Here is a 19,315-nt window from a genome sequence, read left to right as displayed (position 1 = left end):
GACGTACCGTAGCGCATGAGCGACCAAGCTGGCGCGTGGATCAGCCTCTTTTCCGGCGGGAAGGACTCCTCGTGGGCGTTGTATCAGGCCATAGAGCACGGGTTATCGGTCGAGCGGTTGGTGACCGTCCACCCGACAGGCGACTCGTATATGTATCACGTTCCCGAGACGGACCTCGCGACGCTGGCGGCCGAGAGCGTCGGAATCCCGCTGGTCGACGTCGAACCGGACGACTTCGATGCCGGTAACGCTGAGGATTCCGGCGCGCAAGGAGATGACGAACTGGAGCCGCTCGAAGCCGCCCTCGAGGAGCTCGAACTCAATCTCGACGGCGGAATCGCGGGCCTCACCGCGGGCGCGGTCGAGAGCGAGTACCAGACGAGCCGTATCGAAGGGATGTGCGACCGACTGGACTGCGATCTCTTCGCCCCGCTCTGGCAGGAAGACCCGAGAGAACTCGGCGAGGCGATGCTCGAGGCGGGATTCGAAATTGTGATCGTTCAGGTCGCGGCCCACGGCCTCGACGAATCGTGGCTGGGACGGACGCTGGACGAGGACGCGCTCGAGGACCTCGCGGAACTCAACGACGAGTACGCCGTTCACCTGCTCGGCGAGGGCGGCGAGTTCGAAACGCTGGTCGTCGACGGTCCGCACATGGATCGACGCATCGACCTCGAGTACGAGACCGAGTGGGACGGCACCCGCGGACGGATTCGAGTGACTGAGGCGACTCTCGAGTAGTGCGATGACGAACGCTCCAAAAAGAGGGTGCGCGGCTTCAGGAATCGAGCACTAACGGTTCGTACCACTCGCGGTTCGCTCGGTACCACTCGACGAACTGACCGACGCCGTCGCGAATCTCTGTCGAGGGCTCGTAGTCGATCAGTTCGTTGGCCTTCGAAACCTCGGCGTGGGTGTGTCGCGCGTCGGCCTCTTTCGGCTCGGTGTACTCGATGCCGACATCCGCACCCGTCTGGTCGATAACGTGCTCTGCGAGGGCTTCGATCGCGATCGTTCCCGTCGAGCCGATGTTCATCACCTCGCCGTCTGCCGCCTCGGTCTCGAGTAGGGAGAGATTTGCGTCGACGATGTCGTCGATGTAGGTGAAGTCGCGTGTTTGCTGTCCATCGCCGTAGATGACCGGCGGGTGACCGTTGAGACACCTCGAGGTGAAGTTCGTGATCGCCATGTTGGGTCGCATTCGCGGCCCGTAGACCGTGAAATAGCGAAGGGAGACGGTGTTTACGTCGTAGAGGTCGTTCCAGATGCGACAGTAGTGTTCTGCCGTGAGTTTGGTAACGCCGTAGGGGCTCTGGGGAACGTTCTGGTGGTCCTCGTCGTAGGGAAGGTACTCGACCTCGCCGTAGACCGACGAGGAGGAGGCGTTGACGAGCCGTTTTACCTCGTGCTCGTCGGCCGCGAGGAGGAGGTTGAGGAGACCGGTCGTGTTGATTTCGTGGGGTTTCTTCGGATTCTCGACGCTCGTCCTGACGCCCGCCTGTGCGGCCTGATGATATATGAACTCGATATCGTGCTCGGAGACGACCTCGTCGACGAGCGCTTCGTCGGTGATCGAGCCGTTGACGAACGTAAATCGGTCGCCGCCTTCCTCGCGGCACAGCTCGAGGTTTCGCTCCTTGATCGCCGGGTTATAGTACGGATCTAACACGTCGAGGACAACGACACGGTGGCCGTCCGATACCAGCCGGTGGGCGATGTGAGAGCCGATAAAGCCCGCCCCACCGGTGACGAGAACGTTCATATTTGCCCTAGATGAGAAGGGGTGGTTAGTCGCTTACGGACCGTGCCAGATTTTGAGGTGAATCGAGCTGGAACACAGAGTCGCCGTTTCAAACGGAGTCTCTCCGCTTGGTCTCGCGCTCTCAGTCGGTCGTTTCGGCCATAACGCCGGAATCCTCCGTGATCCGTTCTTCGGCTCGGTCGCGGTCTTCGGGATAGCCGACGTCGATACGCCAGCCGTCCATTCGAAGCGCGTCGATAGTCCGGCCGGACTGGATCAACAGGTCGATCGCGTCCGGGAGTTCGTACTCGCCGCGATCGGATGGCTGGACGAGGTGACAGGCGTGGAAGATCGCCGGTGTGAACGTGTAAAAGCCGGTCATCACGAGATTCGACGGCGGCTCATCGGGCTTTTCCATGACTTCGACGACCTCGCCGTACTCGTTCGTATCGAGGACGCCGTATCGGGAGGCCTCTTCCCACGGCACCTCTTCGACGAGAAATGCGGCGTCGGCGCGGTCCTCGCGCTGACGGTTGATCACGTCGCCGAGGTTCCCGCGGAAAATGTTGTCGCCGAGCATCAGGACGAAATCGTTGTCGATGTGGGGTTCGGCCTGCAAAATCGCGTGGGCGAGACCGAGCTGTTCGCGCTGGTGCGCGTAGGTGATCGGCACGCCCTGATACTCGTCGCCGTAGCGCTCGATGATCTTCTCTTTCATGTAGCCGACGACGACGACGAACTCGTCGACGCCGATCTCGAGGAGATTGTCGAAGACGTCCTCGATGAGCGGTTTGTCGTTGACCTCTACGAGGACCTTCGGCTTGTCTTCTGTGAGTGGCCGGAGGCGTGTACCTTTGCCTGCGGCGAGGACGACAGCCTGCATATCGAAAACGGTCACTACGTGAAGACAAATACTTTCGGTTACTTCGACAGGATCGTGTCCGTTCAAGAGATAATTCACCTCGAGAGATTCTCGAAGCAATTCCGGAGCGGGCGAGTTATCTATAGCCGAGCGACTCGAGCCGGTCCAGTACTTCTTCCTCGTCGTCGTACTCTACACCCTCGCCGTCCGAACCGTCCGACGTTTCGGATCGCGCTTCGTGAGCCGAGATCGAGGCGGCTAACTCGTCTCGAAGTTCGGCCGCCTTCTCGGGGCGCTCGTCGACGAGATCGTCCGTCTCCTCGGGATCTCCCTCGAGGTCGTACAACTGCTCGCTCGCGCCGTGGGACCGTTCGCAGTACCGACAGGTCGGATCCCCGTCGACCGCCTCGAGGTACTTCCACCGGTCGGTTCTGACGCCCCTGAATCGCTGGGTGTTCGCCTCCTCGAGCAACAGCGAATCCCGACTCTCCCAGCCCGCTTCGTCCTCGAGAAGCGGTCGAAGGGACTGTCCGTCGGTATCGAACGCGGACTCCTCGAGATCGTCGTGACCATCGAGGATGTCGAGAACCGTGGGTGCGACATCGGTGATACTCACGAGTTCGTCGGACTGCTCGACGCTCTCGCCGGGTGGCCGAACAATGAGCGGAATCCGAGCGGTCGGTTCGTAGAGCCCGTGGTGTTCGAAGTAGATGTCGTGTTCGCCGAGTGACTCTCCGTGATCCGCGAGGACGACGACGAGGGTCTCTTCGAGCAGTTCGCGGGTCTCGAGGGCCTCGAGAAGTCCGTCGATGGTTCGATCGGCTTCGGTCGCCGCCGCATCGTACTGGGCTCGGGCGAGCGCGGTGCCGACGCCGACATTGTGGTCCTCCCACCGTTCGTTGTCCTGATTGACGACGCCGCCGGGGGTGAGACTGTTCGCGGTGATCGAGCCCGTCGGGAACTCCGACGCAACTTCCGAGAGCGGCCTGTTCTCGTAGTCGTACTCCTCGAGATAGCGCTCGACGAGGTCGTCGTCCACGTCGTAGGGCGTGTGCGTGTCCATCAGGTGGACGAGCGAGTAGAACTCCTCAGCGTCGTCGAGAAAGTCAGTAAACTGCTCGACCACGCCGTTCTCGTCGTCGCTTCCCGTTCGACCGGTGAGGGCGTTGTACGTCCTCGATATCGTGTCTCCGATGGCGGGGTGAATTCCGTACAGCAAACTGCTCGCTGACTTCTCGAGGGACTTGAGACGCCAGTGGGCAGAGGACAGCTCTGGATAGCGATCGAAGCCCCGTCGATGCCAGCGACCGAGGGGGCGACCGAACGCGCCCGTATCGTACCCCTGCTCCTCGAGGGCAACCGGAAGCGTCGGTGTCCCTTCGATCGCTCGCTTTTCCGCGTCCGTGACGTGTGATCCGTGATTGACGACGCCGTGTGTTCGCGGAAGTCGGCCGGTCTGTAGCGAGGTCAACGCGGGGTCGGTCGCATTGATCGTGCTGTAGGCCCGCTCGAAGCGCGTCCCGGAAGCGGCAAGCTCGTCGATGGTGGGCGTCACCGGACGCCCGCCGTAGGCACCCACCCGATCCGTTCGAAGGGCATCGACGACGACCACGAGTACGTTCATCACCGTTAGTATTCAGTTCTCCGTCTAAAACGTGATGATCCACAGTCTCTAAACGCCCGACGAGTCGTCGCCGTCTCCGCACCGACGCTCAATTCGGCTCCTCGTCGCGTATTCGCTGTTCGTCGAGGGCGACTCGAGACCTGGCGGGGGTTAACGGCGTAGCCGTGCGTAAAACGGGATTAGCGTCCCCCGAACGGCGTAAACTAATCAAAAAAGACATGCCAGTCGAATCTCAATCTGCTCCCATGCCCGTCAGTTTCTCCCAGTGGGTGCGAGAAAGCGTGGATCATCTCCGTTCCGACGATGGACCGTTTGTAAAACGGATCATTCGGAGCATGTATTTTGTGTACGTTTCTTTCCTCTTAGAAATCTCTTCTCGAGTGCCGATCGGAACGAACGTCTACGATCGCGAGTGGGATATGCTGGTCATACTGGACGCGTGCAGGGTCGATGCGATCGAGGAGGTTGCGCCCGAATACGAGTTCATCGAATCGGTCGATTCGATCCGATCTGTCGGCAGTACATCCTTCGAATGGATGCCGCTTACGTTCACCAGAGAACATGAGGACGACATAGCCGAGACGTCGTATATCACCGGGAACCCGTATACTGAGTCGGTGTTCGAACGAAAGGACCATCCGCCGGTTCGGGACGCTATTCCGTTCGGCCCGACGGATTACGACGTCGTCGACGACGACGATTTCGATTACCTCGAGGAGTTGTGGAAATACGAGCAAGCGGGCGACTTCAACCGCAAGCCTCCTCGGTTTACCACTGATAGAGCGATCTCCACCGCCAGATCTCGAGATCCGGAAAAACTGATCGTCCACTATATGTACCCCCACAATCCGTTTCCGCTCGCCGACGAGGGACTGGAGAAACCGTTCGACGACCTCAAAGCCGGAAACGTCTCTCGCGAAACGGTGTGGGAACTGTACCTAGAGAACCTTCGGTACGTTCTTGATGACGTGGAATTACTGCTCGAGAATACCGACATGGACCGAGTCGTTATCACTGCCGACCATGGGGAAGCCTTCGGCGAGTACGGGTTTTACAAGCATATTATCGGGTGTCCATTGCCCTGTGTTCGACGGGTACCCTGGATCAGAACGTCTGCCGTCGATACCGAAACGTACGAACCGGACCGAGAGGAGTTACCGTCCCGGACGACCTCGGCCGAGGAACGATTGAAAGGGTTAGGGTACCTATAGGCGTATCGACTCCCCCTGCCCGTCGAACTGTGGCGTACGGATCTACCCCTACCGTCGAACTTCGTTCCCGGACCGCGACGGTCGTCACGCTTCTCGCAGATAGAGATTTTCGCGGATGAAGTGTCGTCCCGAATCCTGTTCTTCCGCGTACATAGGAACTTTATACTGATCAGTGCCACTCCTCGCGTACATGGGTCTCCTACGCAATGCGGCCGACGTTTACAATCGTCACGGGCTTACCGGACTCTGTCGAAAATCCGTAAAATTCTTCGCCGATAACCCCCAGTACTTTTCCTACGCGATCACGAACGCGATCTTTCGCCTCAGATACGGGAAAGGGACCGACGTGATGAGCGAAGACTGGGACAATTTGATCATCCTCGACGCGTGCCGGTACGACGCGTTCAAAGATCGCAATACTGTCGACGGCGATCTCCAACGCCGGGTCTCTCGAGGCTCGTCGAGTCTCGAGTTTATCGAAGGGAATTTTACGGGACGAACCCTCCACGATACGGTCTATGTCACCGCGAATACGTATTATACCGCGGCCGGTGACGACACGTTTCACTCGGTTATCACGTGTTTCGACCACTGGGACGAAGACCTCCAGACGGTTCCGCCGAGTGGCGTCGTCGAGGAGTCGAAGCAAGCGTTCGATCGAAACCCGAACAAACGCCTCATTATGCACTTTATGCAACCGCATGCCCCCTATATCGGATCTACCGGGCAGGAGCTTCGGGATAAAATCGAGCGCGATGTCGATGTCAGAGGGATGACTATCGAACGAGGAATGGACGATTGGGACGAACCAGGCGACGAACCGGACGACGGTTCGAGGGCTATTCAGGCGATTCAGGCACCCGCGATGGACGGTATCGACGTGACTGACGAAGAGGTGAGGGAGGCGTACGACGAAAATTTGGACGTCGTTTTGGCACGCCTCGAGGAACTCCTGTCACACCTCGAAGGGAAGACGGTTATCACTGCCGACCACGGCGAACTAATCGGCGATCGCGTACCCCCGTTGTTCCGGAAGCGGTACGAACACCCGATCTACCTCCATACTTCTGAACTGTGTCTCGTTCCCTGGCTGGTGATCGACGACGGGGAACGGCGGACGATCACGTCCGATCCGCCGGAGCGGTACGATTCAGTGGACGAAGCGGACCTCAAGGAGAAACTTCGAGCGTTCGGCTACCGCTGACGGATGTCCTTGAGGTCCGGGTGGGACGATAACTCGGTCTCCCCGGTCCGTGCGACGTGATCACGTCGCTGCTGCCACCGTGCGTGTCGAACGACGACCCGAACCGGTACCGCCTCCAGTTCTAGCACTTTGGCGATCGACAATCGGTGGTTCCCGCCGCCACAAAAGACGAGTTCCCCGTCCCGTCCGATGCTCACACAGACCTGATCGAGCGACGACGCTATTCTCGAGTCGGCACCCTCGTACTGCTTCGTCGGATCGTACCCGTGATCTCGAATGCTCTCGTACAGTCGGTCGATCCGCTCGTATCGACGCTCGAGGTCGTCTCTCGAGAAGCAGCCGTCGGCCTCGCCCTCCTCGTCGATTCGGCGGCACAGTTCGCCGTAGATGTCTGTCTCAGTCCACGCCTTGCCGTCGATGTACCGCTGCTCGACCGAGCGGTGCTTGATCGACGCCTCGTAGGGGGTCGTCCGAAGGTCCCAGTCGCCCCCTCGAACGGCCCCTGTCGCGAGGTACTTGTCGATGGATCTGTTGGCTACCGAAATTTCGTTTGGATCGACTGAGACGAGCGTAAACGGGTCCGCGAGGGCGTCGTACGGGCCTACCGACCGGTGATATTTCAATCGGGCGCGCGCGAGCGCCCGGACCAGAAGCGGGTGATGACAGAGAAACGCTCGTCCGGACGAGACGAGACCGCGAACTCCGCCGGAAGAGAGAACGGATCGCGTTCTCTCCAGTAGTGTCATTGATCTGGGGTACGGAGAGATCGACTAAATAATCCGTGATTTAGAGCCGGACCGGCAGTGACTCCGATCCGGCAACGGTTCCGATCTGAACCGTTAGCGATTCCGGCTCGAACCGTCAGCGACTTATCCGCTGCTTTTGGAACGATTCATATGCCGTTCCGACGAGTTCGACAGAAAGTTCGCGACGTCGGAGTCCTCGAATTGCTCAAACGCGGGATCGAAACCGGGGCCGCGCCGAGGCTGTTCGCGGGCAAACTCGCACTGGATACCAGAATTAGCTACCTCAGGCGCGCTGAGCTCGCCCGAACGCCGGGTGCCGACGTGTTCGCGTTCGGCTCCGAGGAGTCAATCACGCTCGACGCTCCGTCGAGTGCACCCTCGGAACTCGAGCGGATGGCCGGTTCGTTTTCGCTCGAGCAACCGTTCGTCTGCCGACTGCCGAGGGCTCGACTCATCGGGCGAGACGCCCTATCCGTTCGGCCGGACGGCTCGTTGCTCCTCGAGACGTCGCTCGGTCGGCGCGACACACTCGAGCAGTCGCTGTTGGCGAACCCGTCCCTGCTCAGGCGGGCGCTGTGGGATCAATCGTCCCTCGGGACTCCGAGCGAGGGAGAGCGTCGCCTGCAGACGGTGTGCTCGCTCGTCGACGGCTGTCTCGGCGGCTACTCCCACTGGGTGTTGACCGCGCTCCCGCGACTCGAGGGACTCCGGCGGTGGGAAGAACAGACTGGCGAGCGCGCGACAATTCTCGTTCCGGATAACGCGTCGAGTTGGGTTCTCGAGTCGCTCGCGTTTTTCGGGTACGGACCTGAACGCGTCGAAACGTGGACCGGGGAGCCGACGACGGTTGAAGGATTGCTCGTGCCCTCGGTTCGCTCTCTCGAGCAGCCCCGGTCGATCTACGCCCACCGGTTCACGTACGATCTGTCGTACAAGCTCACGTCGCCGGCTGCCTGCCGGTGGCTCCGGTCCGTCGCTCGAGAAACGACGTCCTCGCAGCGTTCCGACACCGGCTCCGAAATCGAGCCCCGCCCTGCGGGCCGCGGTCGACGGGTGTACATCTCGCGTTCGGATGCCGACCGGCGACGGGTCCGCAACCGAGACGAACTCCTCGATTCACTCGCAGACCGCGGGTTCGAACGCTACACGCTCTCGTCGCTCTCGTTCGCCGAGCAAGTCCGACTCTTTCTCGAAGCGGATATCGTTGTTGCTCCGCACGGGGCCGGCCTTGCCAACTCCGTGTTCGCGAACGATTGTGCGGTAGTCGAACTGTTCGGCTCCAAGATCAAACCGACCTACTGGATGCTCGCCGCCGCGCTCGGCCTTGAGTACGAGTATTACCTCTGTGAGTCCGTCGGGGACGATTTGCGGGTCGACGTCGCGGCGGTAACCGATTCGGCCGAACCGCTCCTGTGATCGCCGCGAGCCGACGGCGACACAGAACGGATTCTAGTCGAGAGTAGCCGCCGCTCGATGTCTGCCCCTTGAGTTGTCCCAGCCGCTCGAGTCGTTCCATAAGGGCTTTTCGTACACATGATCAGACTGATAGCCGTGGCACCGAAAGAAGCGGACAGACGGGTGGCCGTCGACGCCACCTCGACGCAACTATGAGAATCGGTCAAACGTCGTTCCTCCAGTTCGTTACCGAGATCGCCGCCTCGGCGATCGGTTTCGTCGCGACGATTTACTTCGCTCGCGTCCTCGGTGCAGAAGTTCTTGGCTACTACTCCGTCGCGCTGGCTGTCGTCACCTGGCTCGGTATCGGCGGCAAGATAGGCCTCTCGAGTGCGATCACCAAGCGCATGAGCGAGGAGACCGATTCGTATGCGTACTTCTGGGCGGGCGCATCGATCATCGGGTCGATATTCGTCGTTCTCGCGATCGGCGTGCTCGTCTTCCAGGATCAATTGAACGCCTACGTCGGCGAGGACGTCCACCTCATCGTGATCCTCATGTTGGTCGCGGTTCTGTGTAACTCCCTGTTCAACGCAGCCTTGCAGGGCCAGCACAAGGTGCACATCTATGCTGTTCTCAAGCCCCTGAAAATCGGTGGTCGGGCGCTCGTCCAGGTCGCGCTCGTCCTCGCCGGACTGGAACTTACGGGGATGCTCATCGGCTACTCGACGGGCTGGATGATGTCCGCATTCGTCGCCGCTATCGTGCTCACACCGCCGTTCGAGCGGCCCACGCGTCGTCACTACAAACGACTCGTTGACTTCGCGAAGTACGCGTGGATCGGGCGAGTACAGGGCAAAACGTTCAGTGAAGTCGATATTCTCGTCTTGGGGGCGCTCGTCTCGAGCGCGCTCGTCGGCGTGTACTCCATCGTCTGGGCGCTGTGTTCGTTCTTCCTGATTTTCGGATCCGCGATCAGTACCGCGATGTTCCCCGAGATCAGTAAGCACGATACGGACGGCGAGCACCGTCACGTTGCGAGCCTGACGACGGAGGCCCTCGCGTTCGCGGGGTTCGTCCTCATTCCGGGAATCATCGGCGGGATACTCGTCGGTGACCGTGTGCTGGCGATCTACGGCACGGAATTCATCGAGGGCCAGTACGTCCTTCCGATCTTGCTGTTGGGTTCGTTACTGTACTCGTATTTCGATCAGTTGCTCAACACGCTCAACGGGCTCGATCGGCCGGACATCGCGTTTCGCGTCAACGGTCTGTTCATCGTCTCAAACGTCGTCGCAAACGTCGGTCTCGTCGCCGCTATCGGCTGGACCGGTGCTGCGATCGGAACGGCGCTATCGGCTGGGCTGGGACTCATCGGCGCGTTCTATGCGCTTGGTCACCACCTCGAGTTCGAACTGCCACTGGTCGAAATCGCTCGCCAGTGGCTCGCAGCCATCGCGATGGGCGCTGTCGTCTATCCTGTCACGACGTTCGTCAGCCCACCCTCGGAGAGCCTCGAGTCAACGGCTGTCACCGCGGCGATCGTCGCAGGCGGTGCCGTAGTGTACGTAGTCGTCCTCTTCGCGATGTCACCTCACTTCCGTGATGTCGTTCGAAACAATGCACCGATCGAAATTCCGCGCGTCACGGGTCGATAACCGCGATTACTCTATCGTCCGGTCTCGGAATCCGGCGAGTGGTATCGGTCGCTGAATAACGACGGCGACCGCTCGGTACAGCCCCGATCAGCAAACGTCCGCGTAAATTCCGAGAATCCGGTCTCCGATCCGATCCCAGCTGACTTCCCGAACTTCTTCGCGACCGTTCGAGCGGGTTTCTGACTCGAGAACCGAGACGAGGTGATCGACCAGTTCGTCCTGAGTTTTGCCGACGCCCGAGGGCGAGACATCGGCGAGTCGCGTGCGCACGTCGCCGACGGCGGTCGAGACGACCGGCAGATCGCAGGCCATCGCCTCCTTGACCGTGTTCGGTGAGCCTTCGTGTTTCGAGGTGAGCAATAACGCATCGGCGGCGTTCATGTAGACGGGGACTTCCTCGTGGTCGATCCCGGAAATGGTCTGGAGTTCGATATCGCCTTCGAGGCGCGCTCGAGCGCCCTCGACGACGCGCTCGGCCAGGGGATAGTTTTTGCGCTCGTAGTCGGGCGAGTAAGGGAAGAGAACGTGTTTTTTGTCCGACTCCCAGCCGACTCGCTCGCGGGCCTCGGCTTGGTCCATCGGTTCGAAGCGCTCGAGATCGATGCCGCTCGGGAGGATATGTGCGTCCCGGCCCAGCAGTTCGCGCATCTCCTCGCTCCGAACGGTGATCGCGTCACAGCGCGGGGCGCAGGCTTTCGTTACGTACCCGTCGAAGCCGACGACGTCGGATCCCCACAGCGTGAGGACGACGGGAAGCGACAGCTGGGTGATTGCGTAGGGGGCGGTAAGTCCGTAATTCGCGTGAATTACGTCGAAGTCGCCGTCCCGGAGCGCTCGTCGCACGCGCGGGAAGTACTCGAAGTACTCCCATGCACCGCGGCCACTTCCCATGTCGCCGTCGATCTGGTCTTCGCCCGGAACCACGACCACCGTCGTGTCGACGCCCTTGGCCTCGAGGGTCTCGATCTGCTGGTCGAAAAATACCTCCCGAGAGGTCGTCAGGTGGAGGACTCGAAGCGGACGATTTGAAGGCATCGTCGATCAGGACTCCTCGCCGATCAGCGACGAGGTCGATTTCGAGAGTCCATACAGGTAGCCAAAGCCGACGGCCGCGGTGAAGGCGAAAATCGCGACGAGCTGTTTGACCTTCGGAAGCGACGGGCCGGCGAGGAGGCTCTTGAGTCGTGCCGGCACGAACCCGAGCATGAGCTGTTTCAGGTAGTCGTTTTTATCGCCCGACGCCTCGGGGAGGAGCAGGTCCATGATCCGCTTCGAGTAGCCCTGCCAGAACGAACGGAAGACGAGCCAGCGAAACTCCCCGCGGTAGTCAAAGAGCTTGTGGTGGACGACGGCGTCCGTGTTGTAGATCACGCCGGTTCCGTACTTGTTCGCGATTCGGATGCAGACCGGGGCTTCGTGGGCCTGGATATGCCTGTCACCTTTGCGGCCGGTGTTCTGGTCGTATCCGCCGACGTTCAAGAACACGTCTCGTCGGTAGGAGATGTTCGAGCCGTAGGTGTTTCGCAACTCCTCCATGTGCTCGCCCATCCCGCGTTCGTCACAGCCGACGAGCCAGTAGAACTCCGCGGGGAAGAAATCGGGCTTTTCGGTCACCCAGTCGGCCGCGACGTGGCCGCCGACGGCGTTCGCGTCGGTCTCCTCGTAGACTCGAGCGAGTTCGTCGATCCAGTCGGGTTCAGCGACGGCGTCGTCGTCGATGAACGCGACGACCTCGCCGTCGGCGAGTTCGGCACCTTTCGTCCGGCTGTAGGAGATGCCCTGGTTCTCGTCGTTACAGTGCAGGGTAACGCCCTCGTGTTCCCCGTAGTCGTTTTCGACGCGCTCGAAGACGTCCTCGTTTCCGTCGACGACGATCACGGTCTCGAGGGGGTCGTACGTTTGTGCGAGGACGCTATCGACGCATTCGGAAAAGACGTCGTAGCGCTCCATCGCGTACGTGCAAATGACGACGGAGACCTTCATCGACGGTCGGTTACGGTGAACGGCGAATAAGCCTTTTCGTTCGGCTGTCGTGAGTGTCGGCTCTGCCGAAACGGAGATACGACTCGTACCGTACTGATTGCGTGATTTACCGTTCAACTGATAAAATAGCGTATTCACCGGAGATAGCCCCCAATATATCGAATAATCCGATAGTTGAGGCGACGAGGAGATGACAAAGCTTATTCTTGGCTTGGGACAGTTCCAAGTGAATGAGTACCGACACCGAACACGTCGGAGAGGAAACGGAGTCTTCCTTCCTCGAGACGTTGAAGCAGTGGTATCATCTTCCCGTTATCGGGATTGTGATGCTATTTATGTACTGGGTCCGGGTCCGGCCCCAGAATAACTTCACGTACGAAGACGGCACGCCGATGCTTGGTGGAATCGACTCGTATTATCACTGGCGGACGATCGAGTGGACATCGGAGAACTATCCGTATACGATGCCATTCGACGTGTTTACCGGGTTTCCGTCCGGACGATACGTCGGCCAGTTCGGCACCCTGTTCGATCAGCTTATCGTCACGGCGGCGATGATCGTCGGCCTGGGTGATCCCTCCTCCGAGACGCTCTTTACCGTCGCCATACTGTCCGTTCCCGTGATGGCCGCGCTCGTCGCGATCCCCGTGTTCTTCATGGGCCGACGGCTCGGTGGCACGTTCGGCGGCATCGTCTCGATCGTTATTCTCGCGCTCGTCCCCGGCCAGTTCCTCAGCCGAACCACGGTCGGACAACTGCAACACCACGTCGCCGAAGTGTTGTTCATGGCGATCGCCGTTCTGGCGATGATGGTCGCGCTTCGGTCGGCCGAACGCGATCAGCCGATCTACGAACTGCTTTTGGACAAGGATTGGGGGACGCTTCGTGCGCCCACGATCTACAGCGCGCTCGCCGGACTCGGGCTCGCACTCTACATCTGGGTCTGGCCGCCGGGCGTCGTCCTCGTCGGTATCTTCGCGATCTTCTTCACTGTTCAGCTCTGTTTCGATTACGTTCGGGGTGTTTCGCCCGATCACGTCGCCTACGTCGGTGCAGTCAGCATGGGCGTCACTGCGCTCATTACGGCGTTGTTGATCGAGGAGTGGAGCTCGAGCGCGACGAGTTTCGGCTACGTCCAACCGACCGCCGCACTGTTAGTCGGGGTCGGCTGTGTGTTCATGGCCTGGTTAGCACGCCAGTGGAACAACCGAGATATCGACCGGATGTATTACCCGGCGGCGATCGGCGGGTTGATTCTGATCGCGTTCCTCACCATGGCGCTGGCGCTTCCGGAACTCTTCGATACGATCTACGACAATCTCGTTCGGCGGCTGTTCCCGTTCGGGGGCGTCGACACTGATGCGACGATCCAGGAAGCGCAGCGACCGGATGACTTCCTCTCGACGCACGTCTTCAATGAGTTCGGAGCGGCATTCTACACGATGTTGCTCGGCATCGCGTTCCTCATCGCGAGACCGTACTTCGGTCGCGAGTTCCGCGCCGAACACACGCTCGTGATCATCTGGGCGATATTCCTGACGAGTATGGCCGCGACGCAGGTTCGATTCTCCTACTACCTCGTCCTCGCGGTGGCCGTGCTCAACGCGGTGTTCATCGCGGACATCGGACGGATTATCAATCTCGATCTCGAGGCCGGCCTCGAGAGCGCCAGACAGATCGAAACCTACCAGATAATCGTTATCGGGATGGTTGTACTGGTCGTCTTCGCGTCGATCCCGCTCGCCGTCGGCGGGGGCGTCTGGACGCTGACCGCACCCGATCCAGAGGAAGGCAATCCCGGTCCGTCACCACACTCCGATTCGATGATCTGGCAGCCGTCGAACGAGTGGCTCGCGGAAAATACGCCCGAACCGGGTAACTACGGCGGTGCGGACAACGCCAGCGAACTCGACTATTACGGCACCTACGACTATCCGGACGGCGGTGACTATCAGTACCCTGAGGGCGCCTACGGGGTCATGTCGTGGTGGGACTACGGCCACCTGATAACGACCCAGTCCGAGCGGATTCCACACTCGAACCCGTTCCAGCAAAACGCTCGATCTTCCTCGGCGTACCTTACCGCCGACTCGGAAGAACGCGGTGAGATGATCCTCGACGCGATCAGGGATGACGCGGACGTCGACTGGGAAGACGTCTCCGACGAGGAACTCGAGGCCGCTCTCGAGGAAGCCGACGAGGGCAACGAAGAGATGCGCTACGTGATGATCGACGGCTCGATGGCCGGCGGCAAGTTCGGTGCGATCACGCAGTGGACCGGCCCCGACCAACAGGCGTACTCGCTCCCGGCGGACTACGAGGAGGGCGAGACCATCACCGCCGACGACCTCGAGGACGACGACTTCATCGATGAGACGCTCTATGGCCAGACGATGCTCTCGCAGCTGTACTTCGACGATGCCCACGGGATGGAGAACTATCGACTCGTCCACGAGAACAACATCCGGACGACCACCTTCATCAGTTACGCCATCATGGACGGCGATGAAGTCCTCATGGATGACGGCCAGCCACAGATGGGCGTCAACCAAGAGTACTCGTCGGCACTCAACACCGAACTCAATCAGATCCACCAACAATCGCCGTACGACGTCGAAATCTTCGACGAACGGATCGGTTCCGGCGTTAAAACCTTCGAGCGCGTCGAAGGCGCAACGATCTCCGGAACCATCGACGACGACGAGCTCGCTGGCGACGACAGCGCGATGATCACGGCGGCGCTCGAGCTCGAGACCGAAGGCGAACGCACGGTCGGCTACGCGCAGGAAGCAGACATCGAAGATGACGGAAGCTTCGAGCTGACGGTACCGTATGCGACCGAAGAAGAACTCGATGTCGACGACGGCTACACCGAGAGTAGCGTCGAGGCGCTCGAGGACTACAACCTCACCGTGACGTCCACCGAAGGCGGCCTGGACTACGTCCACCAGTACTACGGCGAAGTCGAAGTCTCCGAGACCGCGGTGGTCAACGGAGAAGAGGTTGACGGCATCGAGCTCGAACCGGCCGAAGACGACGAGGAAGGCGATCCGGCTGACGACGTGGAAGACGGCGAGGAAGCGGATGACGGCGAAGCGGCTGACGAGGGCGAACAAGCGGATGACGACGAAGAAACAAACGATGACGCTGAAGACGAAACAGCGGACGACGGTGATGAAGACGAAACTGAAGCTGACGGCGAGGACGAAACCGAAGAAGATGACGAAGACGACGAGACTGCGGCCGACGCGGAATAACCGGAAGTAGTTTCGTGGGTTCATTTCGGTTTTGACACGTCCAAAGCAAGTGAGAACGCTTTTCCCGACACCCAGAATACCCTCGAGCGATGCGTGAATTTCTCCTGGTCTACTGTAAGGGGTTCTCGATGGGTGCGGCCGATGTCGTTCCGGGGGTTTCGGGCGCGACGATCGCGCTGATCGTCGGCATCTACGATCGGATGATCCGTGCGATTACGGCGATCGATCCGCGGGAGTTCGGCCCGGCGGTCCGGGTTCACACTCCGGAGGGGCGCGAGGCGTTGCTCGAGTTGGTCGAACGAACGGATGCGCTGTTTTTGCTGGCGCTCGGACTCGGTGTCTCAACGGCGATCGTGGCCCTGTCTCGACTGATGAATTATGCGGTGAACTCGCTGCCAGTACCGACGTACGGCTTTTTCTTCGGTTTGATCGCCGCGTCGGCTGTCGTGTTGTACGGCAATATCGAGACGTGGACGCCCAAACGCTTCGGTGTAGCGACAGTCGCGATCCTGCTCGCGCTCGCCATTACCGGAGTCACCGGTACTAACGCCTCTCACGGCCTGCCGATGGTCTTTCTCGCCGGTGCCGTCGCGATCTGTGCGATGGTGTTGCCCGGCGTGTCGGGTGCCTTTTTCCTCCTCATACTCGGTCAGTACGAGTACATGACCGGCGTGTTGAGTACGTTCGTCGACGGCGTACTCGGACTCGTCAACGGCGAATCGCTCACTCCGATCATCGATGCGGGCGGTATCGTCGCCGTCTTCGGTGTCGGTGCCGTTATCGGGTTGTTTTCGATGGCTCATCTCGTTCGGCACGCGTTAGATCGGTACCGGGCCGCGACGCTCGTCTTTCTCGTCAGTTTGATGGTCGGGGCGCTTCGACTGCCACTCGAGGAGGTGCTGGGGAATCTCAACGAGACGACTGCTGGATCGCCGATCGCCGCCGTGCTCGCCGCGATAATCGGTGGATTCGCGGTACTGATCGTCGACCGGAACACCGACGATCTCGAGTATTAGTGGACTGAGCGACGGTAGTTCGGTGAATTGTGCTCTCCCCGATACTGCGCCCGTCGGTGTCGATGCACTCGTTTCCATCGTCGCTTAGAATCCAGATCTGATGGAAATGAGGCGAGGAAATCGTCTCTCTGCTTGCATTTCTCTTCTCGCAATACGCTGAACTTATTATTTTGGAGATATATTTTACATAAAAAATCTCTGAGAACATAAGATAAATTTATTACCAGTGGCAACAACCGATAGAATGCAATGTCCGCAACAGATGCCATGAAAGATTACCTCGTATCGCACCCACGAATGATCGGCGCGCTGTTCACTCTGGTGCTGTTGCTCAGCCAGGTTGGAACGGCGGCCGCTGGGACGTACACACAGGTTGGCCCGTAAGACTTCGTCTCAACAAACTATCCGAGAAGTACAGCTGTTCCGATATGGTACGAATATTCGAGGAGCGTTTCTACACTCGGTTCATCAGACTTTGTCAGACTCGCATCAGCAGTCTTTTTCGGTGTCGCATTAAGTCTCTTTAGTTAATCGGGAGCGGTCCGATACCGTCGTTCCACCGCAAGTCGCCGTCGATTAGAACGGGCAGTTCCGTCCAGGTGAGGTACTCTTCTAACGGCTGTTTTTCAACCCTCGAGGCCGGTGGCTGTCCAGGACTTAGGTGCAAATCGTCGACAGCTTCGAGTGCAGATGCCGTCACCGAACCGAGTTTAAATTCCTTCGTCGAATACGACTGCAGTGCGAACCCGAACTCGGAATCGTCGTGCTCCTCGAGGGAGATGATCGACGGAGCTCCCCCCTCAGTTTGGGCGATATCCACGGAACCGTCGCCGACGATGAGATACTCGTCACCGAGCGTTGAGTTCTCTCGAGTAATCTCGAGCGCGCCTCGGAGCGAAAAGCCACGGTTGAGCAATCGAGCCATCATTTCGCCGGTTTCGACGGCGTACTCGTTTATAACGTCGTTGTACGTACTCACGCCTCCGTGTGCCCCACGTTGAGTGAGTGCAAGTCCCTGTTCGTACGAGCGACAGGCGTTCAGGAAGAAAACCCCGACATCAACTGACTCGAGCGTTCTCACGTCGAGATCTCCATCCAGGCACTTGATACCGTCTTCGGTGGCGTGGCCAATATAGTGGACGAAATCGTAGCCGCCGTCAGTCAGCAGTTCTGCGAGGCGATCCGTACTGACGCCGAACTCGGAGTCGATGTCGAACGGAAGCGTTTCGCGATTTCCGTAGGTTTGGTCCAGAAAATCGTGTTCGTCCGTCATCCGTGCGTCGTTACAGACGAGCAATATCTCGATCGATTCGCGGAGCGACCCGCGGGATAATTGGCTTCGATAGGCTTCGATCGACGCTTTCGACGCACTGAGCGGGATATCGTCACCGAACCACGCGTGTTCGATGGATTCTTCGGTGACGCTTGGTGTGACGAACGGTGAACCGTTCGACGGCAGATCGGGATTTTCGGTCCTGTACTCACTCGCCGAGCGGACGAATTGGGCGTTTGTTGGATCCTGTCGAGCCACCTGCTGTCTCGAATTCCCTCGAGTTTCGCGGATGATTCCGAGCTCGTTGACGATAAACGGAAGCAGTTCGACGTTCGAAGGAGTGGACGGAAGGTGGGCGGTCAGCGGCCAGCGAGGAATATGTTGTTCGATCCAACCGTACGGGATGTCGAGATATCGTTCGAGCTGTTCGGACAGTGATAGCGAGTACGTCTCGGCGAGGTCGAACGGAATCTCTCCCTCCAGTGTCGTTCGTTCGTGAAGTTTGTTCCCGAAAATACCTTCAGTTCGGGTCAAGCAGTCGAGGAAGAAGATCTGTTTTAGTAGTCGAGCGAACTCGTCTTCTAACTCACACTCCGACCCGAGTGAATAGTCGAATTCAGCTGTTTCGAGTGTTGGCTCGGACCCTGGCCGAACGGTCGCTCCGAGATAAAACGCGAGCGGGGCGGCGTAAAACAGGTTCCGGTAGTCCGGCGGGATCGTTATCCGAATGTCGTTATCCGGTTGGTCGATCGCGTCCGGAATCTGCAGTTCGTCTCCGAGTTCGACGAGCGGAGGATGCCCTCGGAGCGTCGGCCACGCCCGTTCCGGACTCGTCGTTTTTAGCGCCGAAGGAAACGCCGAGACCGCTTTCATCATCGGTTCTATCTCGCGGGGAGTCGTGATCGTCTCGGCGGGGTGTTCGTGAAGCGATCTCATACCGAGTCCGACGGTCGTTTCGGCACCGAGCGATATTCGAATCGACTTCATCCCCACTTGTATCATAGCCGGGCAATCGAGTTGCACGTACAACCGAATAGGCCCACTGAGGCCGACAAACTGCGTTCCATCATCGAAACTAATCGAATCACCCGCATCTAAATTTTGTACTGCTCGACCCGTTTCGTTGTGAATTGTGACAGAATAGAGTTGATCGAAAACGAGTTCGGTCGTTTCGAACGTACAGGATTTATCCACGGGAAAATGGAAGTTTTCCGTCGGCACCGGCGTCGGAGAAATAGGTTTGGAGGTCTTAATTTGTAAACGCCGTTGCTCGATCGAATCATATACTTCGAGCCCGGTTGGTTCTGTCGTGTCTTCGAATTCAATACTCATACTACCTCTTCAC

General features: G+C 59.3%; 15 protein-coding genes. 8 read left to right on the top strand and 7 right to left on the bottom strand.

Going from position 1 to position 19,315, the window contains the following annotated elements:
* Window positions 1-15: 15 nt before the first annotated feature.
* Window positions 16-741, top strand: a complete 726-nt coding sequence (locus ACYQ14_RS05655; protein ID WP_459885743.1) for a diphthine--ammonia ligase — start codon at window positions 16-18, stop codon at window positions 739-741.
* A 37-nt stretch (window positions 742-778) separates the two neighbouring features.
* On the opposite strand, the gene ACYQ14_RS05650 is transcribed toward ACYQ14_RS05655, so the two are convergent.
* The 3 genes from ACYQ14_RS05650 to ACYQ14_RS05640 all read right to left on the bottom strand — a co-directional run bounded on the left by ACYQ14_RS05650 (window position 779) and on the right by ACYQ14_RS05640 (window position 4,227).
* Window positions 779-1,762, bottom strand: a complete 984-nt coding sequence (locus ACYQ14_RS05650; RefSeq protein WP_459885740.1) for an SDR family NAD(P)-dependent oxidoreductase — start codon at window positions 1,760-1,762, stop codon at window positions 779-781.
* A 121-nt stretch (window positions 1,763-1,883) separates the two neighbouring features.
* Window positions 1,884-2,624, bottom strand: a complete 741-nt coding sequence (gene aglF / locus ACYQ14_RS05645; protein ID WP_459885738.1) for a UTP--glucose-1-phosphate uridylyltransferase AglF — start codon at window positions 2,622-2,624, stop codon at window positions 1,884-1,886.
* 115 nt (window positions 2,625-2,739) lie between these two features.
* Window positions 2,740-4,227: a sulfatase family protein gene (locus tag ACYQ14_RS05640; RefSeq protein WP_459885735.1), complete on the bottom strand. Its 1,488-nt coding sequence runs from the start codon at window positions 4,225-4,227 to the stop codon at window positions 2,740-2,742.
* 344 nt (window positions 4,228-4,571) lie between these two features.
* Between ACYQ14_RS05640 and ACYQ14_RS05635 the strand changes: the two genes are divergently transcribed.
* Window positions 4,572-5,438, top strand: a complete 867-nt coding sequence (locus ACYQ14_RS05635; protein ID WP_459885732.1) for an alkaline phosphatase family protein — start codon at window positions 4,572-4,574, stop codon at window positions 5,436-5,438.
* A 190-nt stretch (window positions 5,439-5,628) separates the two neighbouring features.
* Window positions 5,629-6,642, top strand: coding sequence for a hypothetical protein (locus tag ACYQ14_RS05630; RefSeq protein WP_459885729.1), 1,014 nt, complete (start codon window positions 5,629-5,631; stop codon window positions 6,640-6,642).
* On the opposite strand, the gene ACYQ14_RS05625 is transcribed toward ACYQ14_RS05630, so the two are convergent.
* A complete protein-coding gene (locus tag ACYQ14_RS05625; protein WP_459885726.1) occupies window positions 6,633-7,388 on the bottom strand; it encodes a hypothetical protein in 756 nt (251 codons plus the stop codon). The genes ACYQ14_RS05630 and ACYQ14_RS05625 overlap by 10 nt on opposite strands.
* Before the next feature lie 150 nt (window positions 7,389-7,538).
* Here ACYQ14_RS05625 and ACYQ14_RS05620 point away from each other — a divergent pair, with 150 nt between their 5' ends.
* Window positions 7,539-8,804, top strand: a complete 1,266-nt coding sequence (locus ACYQ14_RS05620; protein WP_459885723.1) for a glycosyltransferase family 61 protein — start codon at window positions 7,539-7,541, stop codon at window positions 8,802-8,804.
* Between the two features lie 191 nt (window positions 8,805-8,995).
* Complete coding sequence (locus ACYQ14_RS05615; RefSeq protein WP_459885720.1) at window positions 8,996-10,441, top strand: lipopolysaccharide biosynthesis protein; 1,446 nt, start codon at window positions 8,996-8,998, stop codon at window positions 10,439-10,441.
* Window positions 10,442-10,528: 87 nt separating this feature from the next.
* Here ACYQ14_RS05615 and ACYQ14_RS05610 read toward each other — a convergent pair whose 3' ends face one another.
* Window positions 10,529-11,476, bottom strand: a complete 948-nt coding sequence (locus ACYQ14_RS05610) for a glycosyltransferase (protein ID WP_459885717.1) — start codon at window positions 11,474-11,476, stop codon at window positions 10,529-10,531.
* A gap of 6 nt (window positions 11,477-11,482) precedes the next feature.
* Window positions 11,483-12,424, bottom strand: a complete 942-nt coding sequence (aglG, locus tag ACYQ14_RS05605) for a glucosyl-dolichyl phosphate glucuronosyltransferase (protein ID WP_459885714.1) — start codon at window positions 12,422-12,424, stop codon at window positions 11,483-11,485.
* A 230-nt stretch (window positions 12,425-12,654) separates the two neighbouring features.
* On the opposite strand from aglG, the gene ACYQ14_RS05600 reads away from it, so the two are divergent.
* From ACYQ14_RS05600 to ACYQ14_RS05590, 3 genes are all read left to right on the top strand, one after another.
* Entirely contained in the window at window positions 12,655-15,681 is a 3,027-nt protein-coding gene (locus ACYQ14_RS05600; RefSeq protein ID WP_459885712.1) for an oligosaccharyl transferase, archaeosortase A system-associated, read from the top strand.
* 89 nt (window positions 15,682-15,770) lie between these two features.
* The gene (locus ACYQ14_RS05595; RefSeq protein ID WP_459885709.1) at window positions 15,771-16,697 is read left to right on the top strand and encodes a DUF368 domain-containing protein; all 927 of its coding nucleotides are present in this window, start codon (window positions 15,771-15,773) and stop codon (window positions 16,695-16,697) included.
* 249 nt (window positions 16,698-16,946) lie between these two features.
* Window positions 16,947-17,081, top strand: a complete 135-nt coding sequence (locus ACYQ14_RS05590; RefSeq protein ID WP_283834460.1) for a DUF7503 family protein — start codon at window positions 16,947-16,949, stop codon at window positions 17,079-17,081.
* A 139-nt stretch (window positions 17,082-17,220) separates the two neighbouring features.
* Here ACYQ14_RS05590 and ACYQ14_RS05585 read toward each other — a convergent pair whose 3' ends face one another.
* Window positions 17,221-19,302, bottom strand: a complete 2,082-nt coding sequence (locus tag ACYQ14_RS05585) for a hypothetical protein (RefSeq protein WP_459885706.1) — start codon at window positions 19,300-19,302, stop codon at window positions 17,221-17,223.
* Window positions 19,303-19,315 lie beyond the last annotated feature (13 nt).

The organism is Halostagnicola bangensis (assembly GCF_054653435.1).
This window is presented reverse-complemented; position numbering and strand designations above follow the sequence as displayed.

Bases quoted from the DNA above. Each gene is read 5' to 3' on its own strand.
- ACYQ14_RS05655 (WP_459885743.1), top strand. From the start codon at position 16: ATGAGCGACCAAGCTGGCGCGTGGATCAGCCTCTTTTCCGGCGGGAAG.
- ACYQ14_RS05650 (WP_459885740.1), bottom strand. From the start codon at position 1,762: ATGAACGTTCTCGTCACCGGTGGGGCGGGCTTTATCGGCTCTCACATC.
- aglF (WP_459885738.1), bottom strand. From the start codon at position 2,624: ATGCAGGCTGTCGTCCTCGCCGCAGGCAAAGGTACACGCCTCCGGCCA.
- ACYQ14_RS05640 (WP_459885735.1), bottom strand. From the start codon at position 4,227: ATGAACGTACTCGTGGTCGTCGTCGATGCCCTTCGAACGGATCGGGTG.
- ACYQ14_RS05630 (WP_459885729.1), top strand. From the start codon at position 5,629: ATGGGTCTCCTACGCAATGCGGCCGACGTTTACAATCGTCACGGGCTT.
- ACYQ14_RS05625 (WP_459885726.1), bottom strand. From the start codon at position 7,388: ATGACACTACTGGAGAGAACGCGATCCGTTCTCTCTTCCGGCGGAGTT.
- ACYQ14_RS05620 (WP_459885723.1), top strand. From the start codon at position 7,539: ATGCCGTTCCGACGAGTTCGACAGAAAGTTCGCGACGTCGGAGTCCTC.
- ACYQ14_RS05615 (WP_459885720.1), top strand. From the start codon at position 8,996: ATGAGAATCGGTCAAACGTCGTTCCTCCAGTTCGTTACCGAGATCGCC.
- ACYQ14_RS05610 (WP_459885717.1), bottom strand. From the start codon at position 11,476: ATGCCTTCAAATCGTCCGCTTCGAGTCCTCCACCTGACGACCTCTCGG.
- aglG (WP_459885714.1), bottom strand. From the start codon at position 12,424: ATGAAGGTCTCCGTCGTCATTTGCACGTACGCGATGGAGCGCTACGAC.
- ACYQ14_RS05600 (WP_459885712.1), top strand. From the start codon at position 12,655: ATGAGTACCGACACCGAACACGTCGGAGAGGAAACGGAGTCTTCCTTC.
- ACYQ14_RS05595 (WP_459885709.1), top strand. From the start codon at position 15,771: ATGCGTGAATTTCTCCTGGTCTACTGTAAGGGGTTCTCGATGGGTGCG.
- ACYQ14_RS05590 (WP_283834460.1), top strand. From the start codon at position 16,947: ATGTCCGCAACAGATGCCATGAAAGATTACCTCGTATCGCACCCACGA.
- ACYQ14_RS05585 (WP_459885706.1), bottom strand. From the start codon at position 19,302: ATGAGTATTGAATTCGAAGACACGACAGAACCAACCGGGCTCGAAGTA.